The sequence below is a fragment of the Pseudomonas solani genome (assembly GCF_026072635.1).
Taxonomy (GTDB): domain Bacteria; phylum Pseudomonadota; class Gammaproteobacteria; order Pseudomonadales; family Pseudomonadaceae; genus Metapseudomonas; species Metapseudomonas solani.
The window spans coordinates 2,739,925-2,756,524 of record NZ_AP023081.1 but is presented as its reverse complement, the minus strand read 5'-3'; the positions used below and the strand labels follow the sequence as shown (position 1 = coordinate 2,756,524).

Annotated in this window: 12 protein-coding genes; 10 read left to right on the top strand and 2 right to left on the bottom strand. The window is 66.1% G+C overall.

The features are described from left to right. The first annotated feature begins 105 nt into the window (after positions 1 to 105). From PSm6_RS12455 to betI, 6 genes are all read left to right on the top strand, one after another. On the top strand, positions 106 to 1,047 hold the full coding sequence (locus PSm6_RS12455; protein WP_021218172.1) for a choline ABC transporter substrate-binding protein: 942 nt from the start codon (positions 106 to 108) through the stop codon (positions 1,045 to 1,047). A 671-nt stretch (positions 1,048 to 1,718) separates the two neighbouring features. Next, positions 1,719 to 2,915, top strand: coding sequence for a quaternary amine ABC transporter ATP-binding protein (locus PSm6_RS12450; protein ID WP_021218173.1), 1,197 nt, complete (start codon positions 1,719 to 1,721; stop codon positions 2,913 to 2,915). A 2-nt stretch (positions 2,916 to 2,917) separates the two neighbouring features. Continuing rightward, the gene (locus tag PSm6_RS12445; RefSeq protein WP_021218174.1) at positions 2,918 to 3,802 is read left to right on the top strand and encodes an ABC transporter permease; all 885 of its coding nucleotides are present in this window, start codon (positions 2,918 to 2,920) and stop codon (positions 3,800 to 3,802) included. A gap of 51 nt (positions 3,803 to 3,853) precedes the next feature. Further along, a complete protein-coding gene (locus PSm6_RS12440; protein WP_021218175.1) occupies positions 3,854 to 4,798 on the top strand; it encodes a choline ABC transporter substrate-binding protein in 945 nt (314 codons plus the stop codon). A 132-nt stretch (positions 4,799 to 4,930) separates the two neighbouring features. Then, positions 4,931 to 5,785: a glycine betaine ABC transporter substrate-binding protein gene (locus PSm6_RS12435; protein WP_021218176.1), complete on the top strand. Its 855-nt coding sequence runs from the start codon at positions 4,931 to 4,933 to the stop codon at positions 5,783 to 5,785. Positions 5,786 to 5,989: 204 nt separating this feature from the next. Next, the gene (gene betI, locus PSm6_RS12430; RefSeq protein WP_021218177.1) at positions 5,990 to 6,583 is read left to right on the top strand and encodes a transcriptional regulator BetI; all 594 of its coding nucleotides are present in this window, start codon (positions 5,990 to 5,992) and stop codon (positions 6,581 to 6,583) included. A 743-nt stretch (positions 6,584 to 7,326) separates the two neighbouring features. Here the strand turns inward: betI and PSm6_RS12425 are convergent. Beyond that, on the bottom strand, positions 7,327 to 8,862 hold the full coding sequence (locus PSm6_RS12425) for a BCCT family transporter (RefSeq protein WP_184488570.1): 1,536 nt from the start codon (positions 8,860 to 8,862) through the stop codon (positions 7,327 to 7,329). A 361-nt stretch (positions 8,863 to 9,223) separates the two neighbouring features. Here PSm6_RS12425 and betB point away from each other — a divergent pair, with 361 nt between their 5' ends. After that, positions 9,224 to 10,696, top strand: coding sequence for a betaine-aldehyde dehydrogenase (betB, locus tag PSm6_RS12420; protein WP_184488456.1), 1,473 nt, complete (start codon positions 9,224 to 9,226; stop codon positions 10,694 to 10,696). A gap of 76 nt (positions 10,697 to 10,772) precedes the next feature. Next, positions 10,773 to 12,464, top strand: coding sequence for a choline dehydrogenase (gene betA / locus PSm6_RS12415; RefSeq protein WP_265170310.1), 1,692 nt, complete (start codon positions 10,773 to 10,775; stop codon positions 12,462 to 12,464). 66 nt (positions 12,465 to 12,530) lie between these two features. On the opposite strand, the gene torT is transcribed toward betA, so the two are convergent. Further along, complete coding sequence (gene torT / locus PSm6_RS12410; protein WP_265170309.1) at positions 12,531 to 13,562, bottom strand: TMAO reductase system periplasmic protein TorT; 1,032 nt, start codon at positions 13,560 to 13,562, stop codon at positions 12,531 to 12,533. A 127-nt stretch (positions 13,563 to 13,689) separates the two neighbouring features. Between torT and mdtD the strand changes: the two genes are divergently transcribed. After that, the gene (gene mdtD, locus PSm6_RS12405) at positions 13,690 to 15,105 is read left to right on the top strand and encodes a multidrug transporter subunit MdtD (protein WP_265170308.1); all 1,416 of its coding nucleotides are present in this window, start codon (positions 13,690 to 13,692) and stop codon (positions 15,103 to 15,105) included. 84 nt (positions 15,106 to 15,189) lie between these two features. Beyond that, on the top strand, positions 15,190 to 16,569 hold the full coding sequence (gene dbpA / locus PSm6_RS12400; protein ID WP_265170307.1) for an ATP-dependent RNA helicase DbpA: 1,380 nt from the start codon (positions 15,190 to 15,192) through the stop codon (positions 16,567 to 16,569). Positions 16,570 to 16,600 lie beyond the last annotated feature (31 nt).

Sequence of the window (16,600 nt, the reverse complement as noted above, 5' to 3'; positions counted from 1 at the left end):
CCGACTTCGTCACATGATCCGGGCGCACCCGCACCGGCCAGCAGCAGTCCGTTCGCCGCGCGGACAGGCGATCGCCATCCCCTCGACTCTGCTGTGGAAGTCCCCATGAACCCATTGATCCCCCGGTTCCTGGCCGTAGCGCTCTGCACCCCGCTGCTGGCACAGGCCGCCGTTGAACCGGAATCCTGCAAGACCGTCCGTTTCGCCGATGTCGGCTGGACCGATATCACCGTCACCACCGCCGTCACCCGCTACGTGCTCGCCGAGCTCGGCTACAGCACCCAGGTCAAGCGGCTCTCGGTGCCCGACACCTACAAGGCGCTGTCGGAAAAGAAGATCGACGTGTTCCTCGGCAACTGGATGCCGAGCATGGAAAACGACATCGCGCCCTACCGCGAGAACGGCAGCGTGGACACCCTCGGTGCCAACCTCAAGGGCGCCAAGTACACCCTGGCGGTCAACCAGGCCGCCTATGACGGCGGCCTGAAAAGCTTCGCCGACCTGGCAAAGTTCAAGAAGGAACTGGGCGGCAAGCTCTACGGCATCGAGCCTGGCAACGATGGGAACAAGTTGATCCAGAAGATGATCGACGACAAGGCGTTCGGCCTCGCCGACTTCAAGCTGGTGGAGTCCAGCGAGAGTGGCATGCTGGCCCAGGTGAAGCGCGCCGAACACCTCAAGCAATGGGTGGTGTTCCTCGGCTGGGAGCCGCACCCGATGAACAACCAGTTCCAGATGCATTACCTGGCTGGCGGCGACGATTACTTCGGCCCCGACTTCGGCGGCGCCACTGTCTACACCAACACCCGCGCCGGTCTGGCCAAGGAATGCCCCAACCTCGGGCGCCTGCTGGGCAACCTGGAGTTCAGCCTGGATATGGAGAACCACCTGATGGGGGCCATCCTCAACCAGAGCACCAACCGCCGGCGCGAAGCCAAGGCCTGGCTGAAGGCGCATCCGGAGCAATTGGAGAAGTGGCTGGTGGGCGTCACCACCCGCGACGGGAAAATGGCGAATGCCGCCCTCGGGCTTGCCGTAGCGCCATGAATTTCGCTTTTTCTCGAATCCGCTGTAGCCCCCGGCAGCTCTTGCCTGAGGCCGTGTCAACCCCTGAAACCCGCGCCCTGCGCGGGTTTCAGCATCCCCAACAGGTGAAAAATTTCTGTTATGGTTTTTTTCGGCAACCGGCCTTGTGTCGTCGCCCAACACGTCAGGGTCGTAAACCGACAATTGCCCGGCTACCGAGGCTATATCGTTGACTCAGCCGATTTCGTCGCTGTCCTTTCAAGCCTGAACTGACAGACCTGGGCCCTCAGCCCTGGACCGAAGAACAGAAAACGGCGGAGCCAATGTCTAAGGCGCCCGCCCTACAAGAAATTTCGGATGTACGCACACCTCAGGACGAGGTGTTGATCGACCCAAGGACAGGGTTTCGTAGCACTGCCAGAGGGTTTGGAAAGCGGTTTGCAAAACAGCGGAATGATGGTTAGGAACTCAAGGAATCGAACGCTCGTCCATACACCCCAGGTGTCATGGCGAATCCTCGAATCCGTGCAGTGCCTAGCCCGCTCCGCCGGTTGCGCGATTCTCCTGCCAAGCCCTGGAACCAGTAAACCCACACAGGCAATAACAGTCGGCATCGCCTGTCGGCGCGTCCCCGTGGCGCCCGTCCGGTCCCGTGTAGCTGATCTGGATGTCTACTGAAGGGGAACCATCCCATGCAGTCTGGAAAAATCGTTGTCCAGAACCTCTACAAGGTTTTCGGCCAACAGCCACAAGAAGCCATCGACTTGCTCAAGCAAGGCTGGAGCAAGGAAAGGATCCTCGCCGAACGTGGCGCGGTGATCGGCGTCAGCGACGTGTCGTTCAGCGTCGAGGAAGGCGAGATATTCGTGCTCATGGGCCTCTCCGGTTCGGGCAAGTCCACGCTCATCCGCCTGATCAACCGGCTGATCGAGCCCACCGCCGGTGACGTGTTCATCGACGGCCAGAACGTCGCCAAGCTGCCCAAGGCGCAACTGATCGACCTGCGTCGCCGCGACATGAGCATGGTCTTCCAGTCCTTCGCCCTGATGCCTTCGCGCACCGTGCTGGACAACGCCGCCTTCGGTCTCGAAGTGGCCGGCAAGGGCAAGAAGGAACGCGAGCAGCGCGCCATGGAAGTGCTGGAGCAGGTGGGCCTGGCACCCTTCGCGCAGAAGTACCCCCACGAGCTGTCCGGCGGCATGCAGCAGCGCGTCGGCCTGGCCCGCGCCCTGGCGGTCGACCCCTCGATGATCATCATGGACGAGGCCTTCTCGGCCCTCGACCCGCTCAAGCGCCGCGAGATGCAGGACGTCCTCCTGGCGCTGCAGAAGACTCACCGTCGCACCATCATCTTCGTCTCCCACGATATCGAGGAGGCCATGCGCATCGGCACCCGCATCGGCATCATGGAAGGCGGCAAGCTGGTCCAGGTCGGCACCCCGCAGGAACTGATCGAGAAGCCCGCCAACGACTACGTGCGCAACTTCTTCGACACCGTCGACACCAGCCGCTACCTCACCGCTGGCCAGCTCAAGTCCGATAGCGTCCCGCTCTACGTGCATAACGGCAAGGCGCCCAACGCCCAGCAGGTGTGCCAGGAGCTGCAGGCACTGGACAAGCACTACGCCTTCATCGTCGACGAGGACAACAAGTTCCGTGGCTCCATCAGCCTGGAGAAGATCGCCCTGCTGGTGGAAGAAGGCCAGAACAAGTGCCTGGAGCCTGAACTGCTCAAGCACATCGTGCCGGTACCCGAGGACCTTCCGCTGGAACAGGTGATCGAACGCCTGGTGGACAACGAAGGCCCCATCCCTGTCGTCGACCAGGACGGCCATTACTGCGGCGCCATCAGCAAGGGCCGCCTGCTTAGCCGTCTGCAGGGAGAATGACCATGAGCGAGAAACTGGATCTGGGCAGCTGGGTCAACGACGTCGTCCAGCACCTGCTGGATAACTACAGCGGTGCCTTCGAGAACATCGGCGCGGTGGTCAGCGGCTTCTCCGAGCTGATCGAACGCTTCCTCATGTGGCCGCCGGCCTGGCTGGTGATCGCCGTCTTCGTCGGCCTCGGGCTGTGGCGCATCGGCGTCAAGTTCGCCCTGTTCACCGCCGCCGCCTTCGTGCTCATCGTGCTCACCGGCTTCTGGGAACAGACGGTGGTCACCCTCGGGCTGACCTTCTCCTCCACCCTGATCAGCCTGTTGCTGGGCGTGCCCCTGGGCATCTGGGCGGCGAAGAGCGAACGGGTCGCCTACATCATCCGTCCCATCCTCGACTTCATGCAGACCATGCCGGCGTTCGTCTACCTGATCCCCGCCGCCATGCTCTTCGGCCTCGGCCGCGTGCCCGGGATCATCGCCACGGTGATCTTCGCCATGCCGCCGGCGGTGCGCCTCACCAGCCTCGGTATCCGCCAGGTGAACAAGGAAATCGTCGAGGCCGGGCAATCCTTCGGCTGCACCAGCTGGCAGCTGCTATACAAGGTGCAGCTGCCGAACGCGATGCCGTCGATCATGGCCGGGGTCAACCAGACCATCATGATGGCGCTGTCGATGGTGATCATCGCCTCGATGGTCGGCGCCGGCGGCCTGGGCAACGACGTGCTCGCCAGTATCCAGCGCCTGGACATCGGCCTGGGCTTCGAAAGCGGCATGGCCGTGGTGCTGCTGGCGATCATCCTCGACCGCATCACCGAAAGCTTCGGCACCCCGCAAACCGCTTCCCGCGGCCGTCTGTTCGGCTGGCTGAGCGCGCGGGCCAAGCTGCAACGGCAATAACGTATACCTAGAAAACAGAAGCCATCACTTTCCAGTAGCAGGGAGTTGCAGATGATGAACATGAAGAAGATCGCGGGTGCCGGCTTGCTGGCCTGCGCGCTGGTGCAAGGCGCGTGGGCACAGGACCCGGAGAGCTGCAAACAGGTGCGTTTCGCCGAGATCGGCTGGGCCGACATCTCCGCCACCACCGGCGTCGCGATGGTCCTCACCGAGGGCCTGGGCTACACCCCGCGCAAGATCATGGCCTCTGTACCGATCGCCTTCACCGGCGTGAAGAACAAGCAGATCGACGTGTTCCTCGGCTACTGGGCGCCCTCCATGGACGCCGTGATCGAGCCCTTCACCAAGGGCAACGGCGTGAAGGTGCTGCCGACCGCCAACCTGGAAGGCGCCAAGTACACCCTGGCCGTGCCCACCTACGCCGCCGAAGCGGGCCTGAAGAGCTTCCAGGACATCGCCAAGTTCAAGGACCAGCTGGGCGGCAAGATCTACGGCATCGAGCCGGGCAACGACGGCAACCTGCTGATCGACAAGATGATCAAGGGCGACCAGTTCGGTCTCGGCGGCTTCCGCATGGTCGAGTCCAGCGAGGCCGGCATGCTGGTCCAGGTGCAGCGCGCGGTGAAGAAGAAGGAGCCGGTGGTCTTCCTCGGCTGGGCCCCGCACCCGATGAACACCCAGTTCGACCTCACCTACCTCGCCGGTGGCGATGACGTGTTCGGCCCGGACTTCGGCGCCGCCAAGGTCTACACCGTGGTACCGCCGGATTACGAGGCGCGCTGCGGCAACGTCGGCAAGCTGCTGAACAACCTGCAGTTCAGCGTCGAGATCGAAAGCCAGCTGATGGACCGCGTCCTCAAGAAGGAAGACCCGGTCGTGGTCGCCAAGGACTGGATCAAGGCCAACCCGGCGATCCTCGACAAGTGGCTGGCCGGCGTCACCACCCTCGATGGCCAGGACGGCGCCGCCGCCGTCAAGAAACACGTCGGCCTCTGATTTTCCGCTTCCCGTCTCCTGCCGCCACGGCCCCACCGGGCCGTGGCGTGCAGCGCCACCCAGCCCGCCCGAGAACGGGCCCGTGGCATCCAACGTAGCTAGCTGCCAATCCCACCTGATGGAGCATTACGTATGCGAAAGCTGAAGTCCCTGTGTCTGCAATCCATCGGCATCGCCGCCCTGGCCATTGGCCTCGGCGCCCACGCCGCTGACAAACCCACCCTGAAGATCGGTTACGTCAACGGCTGGGACGACAGCGTCGCCGCCACCCACGTCGCCGGCGAGATACTCAAGGAGAAACTCGGCTACGGCGTCGAGCTCAAGCCGGTGGAGCCCGCCATCATGTGGCAGGGCATCGCCCGCGGCGACCTGGATGGCACCCTCTCCGCCTGGCTGCCCGCCACCCACGGCGAATACTTCGAGAAGCTGAAAGACAAGGTCGTGGTCCTCGGCTCCAACTACAAGGGCGCCAAGATCGGCCTGATCGTGCCCGACTACGTGCAAGCCAAATCCATCGAAGACCTGAACAAATACAGCAAGGACTTCGACGGCAAGATCACCGGCATCGACGCCGGCGCTGGCGTGATGCGCCGCACCGAAGACGCCATCAAGCAGTACAACCTCGACATCAAGCTGATGCCCAGCTCCGGCCCGGCCATGGCCACCGCCCTGACCCGCGCCGAGAAGGCGCAGAAGCCCATCGTCGTCACCGGCTGGATTCCGCACTGGATGTTCGCCAAGTGGAAACTGCGCTTCCTCGAAGACCCGAAGAAGGTCTTCGGCGACGACGAACACGTCGACACCGTGGTCAACCCGGGCCTGGAAGCCAAGGCGCCGGAAGCCACCGCTTTCCTCAAGAAATTCTCCTGGAACGGCGAGGAAGTGGGCGCCGTGATGCTGGCCATCCGCGAGGGCGCCAAGCCCGAAGAGGCCGCCAAGGCCTGGATCGCCAAGAACCCCGAGCGCGTGGCCGAATGGCTTAAGTAAGCGCTGGCAACCTCTCGACGGCGATGCGTGCCCCCGGTACGCATCGCCGTTTTTCGTTATGCCTCCCGCCTTTTCCAACGCTTCACGGCGCATGCCTTTGACCGACGGGTCATCCTTGAAGCGACCTTCTTGATTGATCGATCAATTTGATACGCCCTAGACTGCGCGCTTTCCTTCGTCCGAATTCGTCGTCTGGAGTGCCTGATGCCCAAGGTCGGAATGCAGCCGATCCGCCGTTCGCAACTGATCAACGCGACCCTCGAAGCCGTCGACCAGGTCGGCATGGGCGATGCCAGCATCGCCTACATCGCCCGCCTCGCCGGTGTCTCCAACGGCATCATCAGCCACTATTTCAAGGACAAGAACGGCCTGCTCGAAGCCACCATGCGCCACCTGATGCAGGCCCTGAGCACGGCCGTGCGCGAACGTCGCGCGGCCCTGGGCGACGACTCCGCACGGGCGCACCTGCGCGCCATCATCGACGGCAACTTCGACGACAGCCAGGTCAACGGCCCGGCCATGAAGACCTGGCTGGCGTTCTGGGCCACCAGCATGCACCAGCCCGCCCTGCGCCGCCTGCAACGGGTCAACGACCACCGCCTCTACTCCAACCTGTGCTGCGAATTCCGCCGCGTGCTGCCCCAGGAACCCGCCCGCGCCGCCGCCCGTGGCCTGGCCGCGCTGATCGACGGCCTGTGGCTGCGCAGCGCCCTCACCGGCACCACCTTCAACGCCCGGCAGGCGCTGCAGATCGCCTACGACTACCTCGACCTGCAGCTGGCCAAGGCGACCGGCTGACGCGCGTAATGGCGGCGCGACGCGCCGCTTGGCGATTGAAATGGCGCTGTCGGCGTTAGCTTTGTGGTTTTAATGCAGGCGCTCAAGCACGGCACTTTCCGGGCGCCCCAAGGCTCGTGCCACCTCCACCGCATGGGTTTCGCTTCGCTCTACACCATCCTACGAAAGTCCGTGCGCACCACGTGGTGATGCGTTGGACGAAGAAAGTTGGAGCAGCCGCCAAATGCCCCTTTCAGGAGGCCGAGCGAATCGTCGTGGAAGGGGTTGAGCGACATGGATGCCGCGAGAGGCGCGCCAGGCCATGGATGGCCCATCGCGCCGGCCCCAGACGACGCTTGCGGCGAACGCACTTCAGTGCGGCCCGAAGGGCGAGCGTAGCGAGTAACGATGATGGAGCGAGGGGAGTCTGGCGAAGCCAGACCCGTATGCAGGGGCAAGCCCTTTTGGTTCCTTTTAAGTGGTTCGGCATTCCGACGATTGTTAAAAGGGACTCGCCCGGGTGGGCGAAACCAGAAATATCACCAGAGCTCGGCAATCAGCTGGACTCAAATCCTCTAGCAACACTTAACGCAGACAGAGCCATTGAAATCGCCCCTACATTGGCCATGGCGGGTAGGTCGGGTGCAACCCGACATCGGCGGCACAGGGCTTTCGCGGGTTTCACCCGCCCTACGGACGGAGCCATCCGCCATAAACGAAAACGCCCCGGGGTTTCCCCTGGGGCGTTGCTCATTGCGGGCCGGTCAGACGGGGCCGGGCGCGATCACCGGTGAGTGCCGGTTCATCTCCTGCGCCTCCAAGTCGGTGCGCATGGCCTTGAGCAGGGCGAACATGTAGAGCAGCAGCACCACCGAGAACGGCAGGCCGGCCAGCACCACCACCGTCTGCATGGCGGTGAAGTTGCCGGCGAATAGCAGGCCGATGGTCACCAGGGTGATCAGCACCGACCAGAAGATGCGCAGCCAGTTGGGCGCGTCCTCGTCCAGCTCGCCCCCCTTGCGCGACAGGTTGGCGAGCATCACCGAGCCGGAATCCGCCGGGGTCAGGAACAGCACGAAGCCCACGCAGATCGACAGGCCGATCACCGCCTTGGCCCAGGGGTAGTGCTCCAGCAGCAGGTAGATGGACATCGCCGGCTGCTCCAGCGCCGCCTTGCCCAGCTCGGCCGCGTTCTGGTCCATCACCAGGTCCAGGGCGCTGTTGCCGAAGATCGACAGCCACGCCAGGGTGAAGCCCAGAGGGATCAGCAGCACGCCGCAGACCAGCTCGCGCACCGTGCGGCCGCGGGAGATGCGGGCGATAAACATGCCGACGAAGGGCGCCCAGGAAATCCACCAGGCCCAGTAGAACAGGGTCCACAGGCCCATCCACGCCTCGCTCTTGCCGGACTGGCCGGTGTAGACGTAGAGGTCGAAGGTCTTCAGCACCAGGCCGTTGAGGTAGTCGCCGAGGTTCTGCACCAGGCCGTTGAGCAGGTGCAGGGTGTCGCCGGCCAGCAGCACGAACAGCAGCAGGCCGCTGAACAGGATGATGTTGAGGTTCGACAGGCGGCGGATGCCTTTCTCGATCCCCGACACCGCGGCCAGGGTCGCCACCGCGCTCATCACCAGGATCACCGTCAGCAGCGCGCCCTGGCTGTGGGGATAGCCGAACAGGTACTCCAGGCCCGAGGAGACCTGCAGCGAGCCGATGCCGAGGTTGGTCACCAGGCCCAGCAGGGTGACGAAGATGCCGAAGCAATCCACCGCGTTGCCCACCGAGCCCTTCATCAGACGCTCGCCAAACAGCGGGTAGAGCGCCGAGCGCAGCGCCAGCGGCTGCTTGTGGCGGTAGGCGAAGTAGCCCACGGCAAGGCCCACCAGCGCGTAGATGGCCCAGCCGTGCACGCCCCAGTGGAGGAAGGTCAGCTGCAACGCCTGGCGCGCCGCGTGCTCGGTGCCCGCCTCGCCTTCCGGCGGGTTGTACAGGTGGTCGATGGGCTCGGAGGCGGCGAAATACAGCAGCGAGATGCCGATGCCCGAGGAGAACAGCATCCCCGCCCAGGCGCCGTAGCTGAAGTCCGGCCGGTCGCCGTCCGCGCCCAGGCGCAGGTTGCCATAGCGGGAGAAGGCCACGTAGAGCACGAAGAACAGGTAGGCCCCGATGGCCAGCATGTAGTACCAGCCAAAGCTGCGCGAGAGCCAGCTCTGCGCCTTGTTCAGCCAGAGCCCGGCCCCCTCGGGGAAGAGGATCAGGGCGACGGTGAGGATCAGGATCAACGCGGTGGAACCGAAGAACACCACGGGGTTGAGCCGCGCACGCGACTCGGGATGCAGCGCAAGGGAAGCGGTACTCATGTGGAGAAGAGCTCCAGGGCAGTGAAAGCACGCGCCTGACGGCGCAACGACAGACCCGCGCCGCCCTGCCGACCCGCTCATGTAACCCGGCGAAGCCTCTGCAATGCGGCCTGAAGAGGTGCGGCGAACTGCCGCAGCCCCGTTCATGGAGCGCAGCTTATTCTTTGTTGTTTGAACGTTCAATAAAAATAAAGTAGGCTCGTTTTCACGCTTCCGGGCACCTTCGCCGTGCCCGGGATTCCGACAAAGGGCCCGCCCGAGCGCGGCCCGCCTTGCGCAAACGAGACCTGAGAGGACGAACCCCATGGCCCGATTCGAAGACCAGAAGCTCTACATCGGCGGTCGCTACGTCGACTCCACCAGCGGTGCCACCTTCGAGAGCATCAACCCGGCCAACGGTGAGGTCCTCGCCAACGTCCAGCGCGCCGGCAAGGAAGACGTCGAGCGCGCCGTCGCCAGCGCCATCGAAGGGCAGAAGGTGTGGGCGGCGATGACCGCCATGCAGCGTTCGCGCATCCTGCGCCGTGCCGTGGAGATCCTCCGCGAGCGCAACGACGAGCTGGCCGCCCTGGAGACCCTGGACACCGGCAAGCCCCTGGCCGAGACCCGCGCCGTGGACATCGTCACCGGCGCCGACGTGATCGAGTACTACGCCGGCCTGGTGCCCGCCATCGAGGGCGAGCAGATCCCCCTGCGCGAAACCAGCTTCGTCTACACCCGCCGCGAACCCCTGGGCGTGGTCGCCGGCATCGGCGCCTGGAACTACCCGATCCAGATCGCCATGTGGAAATCCGCCCCGGCCCTGGCCGCCGGCAACGCGATGATCTTCAAGCCCAGCGAAGTGACCCCGCTGACCGCCCTCAAGCTGGCCGAGATCTACACCGAAGCCGGCGTGCCGGACGGCGTGTTCAACGTTCTCACCGGCAGCGGTCGCGAAGTTGGCCAGTGGCTGACCGAGCACCCGCAGATCGAGAAGATCTCCTTCACCGGCGGCACCGCCACCGGCAAGAAGGTGATGGCCAGCGCCTCCAGCTCCTCCCTCAAGGAAGTGACCATGGAGCTGGGCGGCAAATCGCCGCTGATCATCTTCGAGGACGCCGACCTCGATCGCGCCGCCGACATCGCCGTCATGGCCAACTTCTTCAGCTCCGGCCAGGTCTGCACCAACGGCACCCGCGTGTTCATCCCGCGCGTACTGCAGGCGCGCTTCGAGGCCAAGGTGGTCGAGCGCGTCAAGCGCATCCGCCTGGGCAGCCCGCAGGACGAGAACACCAACTTCGGCCCACTCACCAGCTTCCCGCACATGGAGAGCGTGCTCGGCTACATCGAGTCCGGCCGCAAGGAAGGCGCGCGCCTGCTGATCGGCGGCGAACGCGTCACCGACGGCGACTACGCCAAGGGCGCCTACGTGGCCCCGACCGTGTTCACCGACTGCACGGACGAGATGACCATCGTCCGCGAGGAAATCTTCGGCCCGGTGATGAGCATCCTCGTCTACGACACCGAGGAAGAAGCCATCCGCCGCGCCAACGACACCGACTACGGCCTGGCCGCCGGCATCGTCACCCGCGACCTGGCCCGCGCCCACCGCGTGATCCACAAGCTGGAGGCCGGCATCTGCTGGATCAACACCTGGGGCGAGTCGCCCGCCGAGATGCCCGTCGGCGGCTACAAGCAGTCCGGCGTGGGCCGCGAGAACGGCCTCACCACCCTCGCCCACTACACCCGCATCAAGTCGGTGCAGGTCGAGCTCGGCGACTACTTCTCCGTCTTCTAAACGGCAGCCCGAAGCGGGAAGCCAGGAGCCCTGAGCCCTGGCTTCCAGCCCCCCAGCCATTTAAAGAGAGAGCCTCATGTCTCAAGAATTCGACTACATCATCATCGGTGCCGGCTCCGCCGGTAACGTGCTGGCCACCCGCCTCACCGAGGACGCCAACACCAGCGTCCTGCTGCTGGAAGCCGGTGGCCCCGACTACCGCCTGGACTTCCGCACCCAGATGCCCGCCGCCCTCGCCTACCCGCTGCAGGGCCGCCGCTACAACTGGGCCTACGAGACCGACCCCGAGCCGCACATGAACAACCGCCGCATGGAATGCGGGCGCGGCAAGGGCCTGGGCGGCTCCTCGCTGATCAACGGCATGTGCTACATCCGCGGCAACGCCCTGGACTTCGACAACTGGGCCAAGGCGCCCGGCCTGGAAGACTGGACCTACCTCGACTGCCTGCCCTACTTCCGCAAGGCCGAGACCCGCGACATCGGCCCCAACGACTACCACGGCGGCGACGGCCCGGTGAGCGTCACCACGCCCAAGGCCGGCAACAACCCGCTGTTCCACGCCATGGTCGAGGCCGGCGTGCAGGCCGGCTACCCGGCCACCGACGACCTCAACGGCTACCAGCAGGAAGGCTTCGGCCCGATGGACCGCACCGTGACCCCGGAAGGCCGCCGCGCCGCCACCGGTCGCGGTTATCTGGACCAGGCCCGTGGCCGGCCCAACCTGACCATCGTCACCCACGCCACCACCGACCGCATCCTCTTCACCGGCAAGCGCGCCAGTGGCGTCGCCTACCTGCACGGCGACGGCAACGAGCCGATCACCATCAACGCCCGCCGCGAAGTACTGCTGTGCGCCGGCGCCATCGCCTCGCCGCAGATCCTCCAGCGCTCCGGCGTCGGCCCGAGCGCCCTGCTGCGCGAGTTCGACATCCCCCTGGTGCACGACCTGCCCGGCGTCGGCGAGAACCTGCAGGACCACCTCGAGCTTTACCTGCAGTACGCCTGCAAGGAGCCGGTGTCCATCTACCCGGCCACCAAGTGGTGGAACCAGCCCGCCATCGGCGCCAACTGGCTGTTCCGCGGCAAAGGCCTGGGCGCCAGCAACCAGTTCGAGGCCGGCGGCTTCATCCGCACCCGCCCCGAATTCGCCTGGCCCAACATCCAGTACCACTTCCTGCCGGTGGCGATTAACTACAACGGCAGCAAGGGCGTGCAGGAGCACGGCTTCCAGGCGCACATGGGCTCCATGCGCTCGCCGAGCCGCGGCCGCATCCGCCTCAAGTCCCGCGACCCGCGCGAGCACCCGAGCATCCTGTTCAACTACATGGCGTCCGAGCAGGACTGGCAGGAGTTCCGCGACGGCATCCGCATCACCCGCGAGATCATGGCGCAGCCGGCCCTGGACAAGTACCGCGGCCGCGAACTGAGCCCCGGTGCCCAGGTGCAGACCGACGCCGAGTTGGACGACTTCATCCGCAACCACGCCGAAACCGCGTTCCACCCTTCCTGCTCCTGCAAGATGGGCAGCGACGAGATGGCGGTGGTCGACGGCCAGGGCCGCGTGCACGGCATGCAAGGGCTGCGCGTGGTGGATGCGTCGATCATGCCGGAGATCATCACCGGCAACCTCAACGCCACCACCATCATGATCGCCGAGAAGATCGCCGACCGGATCCGTGGCCGCCAGCCGCTGCCCCGCAGCACCGCCAGCTACTACGTCGCCGGCGACGCCCCGGTACGCACCCAGCCGCAGCGCAAGGCCGGCTGAACCCCAGGGGCGGCCAGTACCGCCCCTTCATTCCCGCAACCCGGGCTCCGGCCCGGGCGCCCCGCCCTACTCCGGCAGCTCCTGACGGATCATCCAGTGCCCACCCGGCGGCATCAGCCGGCTGATATCGAAATGCTCCAGGCTTTGCCGGTCCAGCATCTGGATGCGCGGGCTGACCCAGCGCGCCTCACCCTTGCCCTCCAGCGCCCGCACCGCCAGGTCGATGGCAATGCGCGCCTGGATCACCGGCGAATCCGTCGGTGCCGCCAGCACCAGCCCCTGTCGAATGTCCTCCACCACCCGCTCGGTGGCATACAGCGAGACCACCTGGGTCTGGAAGCGCGACGGCGACCCCTTGACCAGTTGCGCGGCGAAGGCGGCCGCTTCGGCATTGGCCAGCAGGTAGTCCAGGCGTGACTCACGCCCCAGCAGCCCGCGCACCAGCGCCGCCTGGGTCGAGCGGTCCACCGGCCCGTAGCCGCCATCGGCCAGGCGCACCGACGTGCCGTCCATGGCCGTGCGCAAGCCGCGCTCGGCGTCCAGCACCCAGCCCGCGTCCCTGGGGCCCGGCAGCCAGCCGAGGTTGATCGGCCCGCCCCCCGCCCTCTCACCGATGTAGCCCAGGGCCTCCCGCGCCATATCGGCGAAATCCACCCGCGCGTGCGCGGTCACGCCATCGCAGTCGATGCCGTTCACCAGGTCGATCACCGGCGTGCCGTTTCTTTTCAACTGCTTGATCTCGTGGCACAGGCCACGGGCCTCGATGGCGCCGATGACGAAGACGTCGGCACCGAGCTGGATGCAGCGGGCCAGCTGGGCGCGCTGCATGGCCGGGAACTGGTAGCCGCCGGCTTCGTAGATGCCCAGCTGCACGCCCTGGCGCCGGGCTTCCTCGTCCAGCCCCCAGGCGACGCCCCACCAATAGCGGTCGATGCCATGGGGCAGCAGGGTGCAGATGCGCCAGGGCCGGCTGGCATGGTCGAGGGGGACATAGTCGCGGGCCTGCCCGTCGGCGATCACCGGTACCGGGAACCACTGCGCCCCATGGCAGGGCGCCAGGACCAACAGGGAAAGCAGCAGCGCACAGCAGATCCGCATAGGGGCCATTCTGCAGCAAACGCGAGGGGGGAGTGAACCAAGCCTAGCAGCCGTCGCCGCTCGCGGCGGGATGACAGCCCGGCCGGCGGCGCCTAAAGTCCGCAAGGTCGCACGCCCAAGGAATCCCATGGCCGATCTGCCCAGCCTCGACGCTCGCACCGCCCGCCTGCTGCCCTGGCTGGTGGCCGTCGCCTTCTTCATGCAGGCCCTGGACGGCACCATCCTCAACACCGCCCTGCCAGCCATGGCCCGCGACCTGGCCGAAGACCCGCTGCGCATGCAGTCGGTGATCATCGCCTACATGCTCACGGTGGCCCTGTTGATTCCCGCCTCGGGCTGGATCGCCGACCGCTTCGGCACCCGCCGGATATTCTTCGGCGCCATCGTCCTGTTCAGCCTGGGCTCGTTGTTCTGCGCCCTCTCCGCCACCTTGCCGCAGCTGGTCGCCGCCCGCGTGGTGCAAGGCCTGGGCGGTGCGCTGATGATGCCGGTGGGGCGCCTGGTGGTGCTGCGCGCCTACCCACGTACCGAGCTGGTGCGGATCATGAGCTTCATCACCCTGCCCGGCCTGTTCGGCCCGCTGATCGGCCCCACCCTCGGCGGCTGGCTGGTGGAATACGCCACCTGGCACTGGATCTTCCTCATCAACCTGCCCGTCGGCCTGATCGGCGGCTGGGCCGCCTGGCGCTTCATGCCCGACCTGCGCTCCAGCGGCCCGGTGCGCCTGGACGTCTACGGTTTCCTGCTGTTCGGCACCGCCATGGTGCTGATCACCATTGCCCTGGAGGGCCTGGGCGAACTGCACCTGCCCCATGTGCGGGTGATGCTCCTGCTGCTCGGCGGCCTCGCCTGCCTGGCCGCCTACTGGCTGCACGCGGTGCAGGTGGAACAGCCGCTGTTCGCCCCCTCGCTGTTCCGCACCCGCACCTTCGCCGCCGGCATCCTCGGCAACCTCTTCTCGCGCCTGGGCAGCGGCGCCCTGCCCTTCCTCACGCCCCTGTTGCTGCAGGTGGCGCTGGGCTTTCCGCCGGCCCAGGCGGGGATGACCATGATCCCCCTGGCGCTCTCGGCGATGATCGCCAAGCCCCTGGCCAAGCCACTGCTCGACCGCCTCGGCTACCGCCGCCTGTTGCTGGGCAACACCCTGCTGCTCGGCGGCATGATCGCCAGCCTGGCGCTGATCGACGCCGACACGCCCTACCCGCTGCTGCTCCTGCACCTGGCCGCCCTGGGCGCGGTCAACTCCATGCAGTTCACCGCCATGAACACCGTCACCCTGCTCGACCTCGACGACCACCAGGCCAGCAGCGGCAACAGCCTGCTCTCGGTGGTGATGCAGCTGTCCATGAGCCTCGGCGTGGCGGTGGCCGCGGCGCTGCTGGGCGGCTTCGGCAAGCCCGATGCGCCCTCGGTGCTGGCGGCCTTCCAGGCCACCTACCTGTGCGTCGGCACCCTCACCTTGCTGGCGGCGGCGATCTTCTTCCAGCTGCCGCCGGACAGCGGTCGCGCCGTGCGTCGGGTACCCGACGATATCGGCCACTGATAAGGCGCTGCGACACCGGGACGGCAAGGTGGCCCGGCGCCATCCTGCTAAACTGCGCGCCTATCCGATTGCCAGGCCCCGCCCGTGACCACCAACGCCTTTTCCGCCCTGCCCCTGTCCGCCGCCATGCTGGCCAACCTCGACGCCCTCGGCTACCACGAGATGACGCCCATCCAGGCCCTGGGCCTGCCGGTGATCCTCAAGGGCCAGGACCTGATCGCCCAGGCCAAGACCGGCAGCGGCAAGACCGCCGCCTTCGGCATCGGCCTGCTCGACCCGCTCAACCCGCGCTTCTTCGGCTGCCAGGCCCTGGTGCTGTGCCCGACCCGCGAGCTGGCCGACCAGGTGGCCAAGGAAATCCGCCGCCTGGCCCGTGCCGCCGACAACATCAAGGTGCTGACCCTCTGTGGCGGCGTGCCCTTCGGCCCGCAGATCGGCTCCCTGGAGCACGGCGCGCACATCATCGTCGGCACCCCGGGGCGCATCCAGGAGCACCTGCGCAAGGGCACCCTGAAGCTCGACGGCCTCAACACCCTGGTGCTGGACGAAGCCGACCGCATGCTCGACATGGGCTTCTACGACAGCATCGCCGACATCATCGAGCAGACCCCGGCCAAGCGGCAGACCCTGCTGTTCTCCGCCACCTACCCCAAGGGCATCGCCGAACTGGCCGGGCGCTTCCTGCGCAACCCGCAGCAGGTGAAGGTCGAGGCCCTGCACGACGACAGCCAGATCGAGCAGCGCTTCTACGAGATCGACCCCAACCAGCGCATGGACACGGTGGTCCACCTGCTGCTGCACCATCGCCCGCAGTCCAGCGTCGCCTTCTGCCACACCCGCCAGCAGTGCCAGGAGCTGGTGGAACACCTGCAGGCCAACCGCATCTCGGCACAGACCCTGCACGGCGAGCTCGAACAACGCGACCGCGACCAGGTGCTGACCATGTTCGCCAACCGCAGCTGCAGCGTGCTGGTGGCCACCGACGTTGCCGCACGCGGCCTGGACATCGCCGGCCTGGAAGCGGTGATCAACGTCGAGCTGTCCCGCGACCCGGAAATCCACGTGCACCGTGTCGGCCGCAGTGGCCGGGCCGGCGAGAAGGGCCTGGCCCTGAGCCTGGTGGCGCCCGCCGAAGCCAGCCGCGCCCAGGCCATCGAGGACCTGCAGAAGGCCCCGCTGAACTGGCAGCGCCTGGATGAACTGGTCTTGAAGAACCGTGACCCGCTGCTGCCGCCAATGGCTACGCTGTGTATCAACGGTGGACGCAAAGAGAAGGTGCGCCCGGGCGACATCCTCGGCGCGCTGACAGGTGAAGCTGGCATTCCGGGTGCACAGGTTGGCAAGATAGCCATCTTCGATTTCCAGGCTTTCGTGGCCGTGGACAGGAACATCGTCAAACAGGCCTTGAAACGCCTGAGTGACGGCAAGATCAAGGGCCGCTCGTTCAAGGTGCGCGCCCTCTAGTAACGCCCCGGAAAGGTTCGCCCTGTATGAC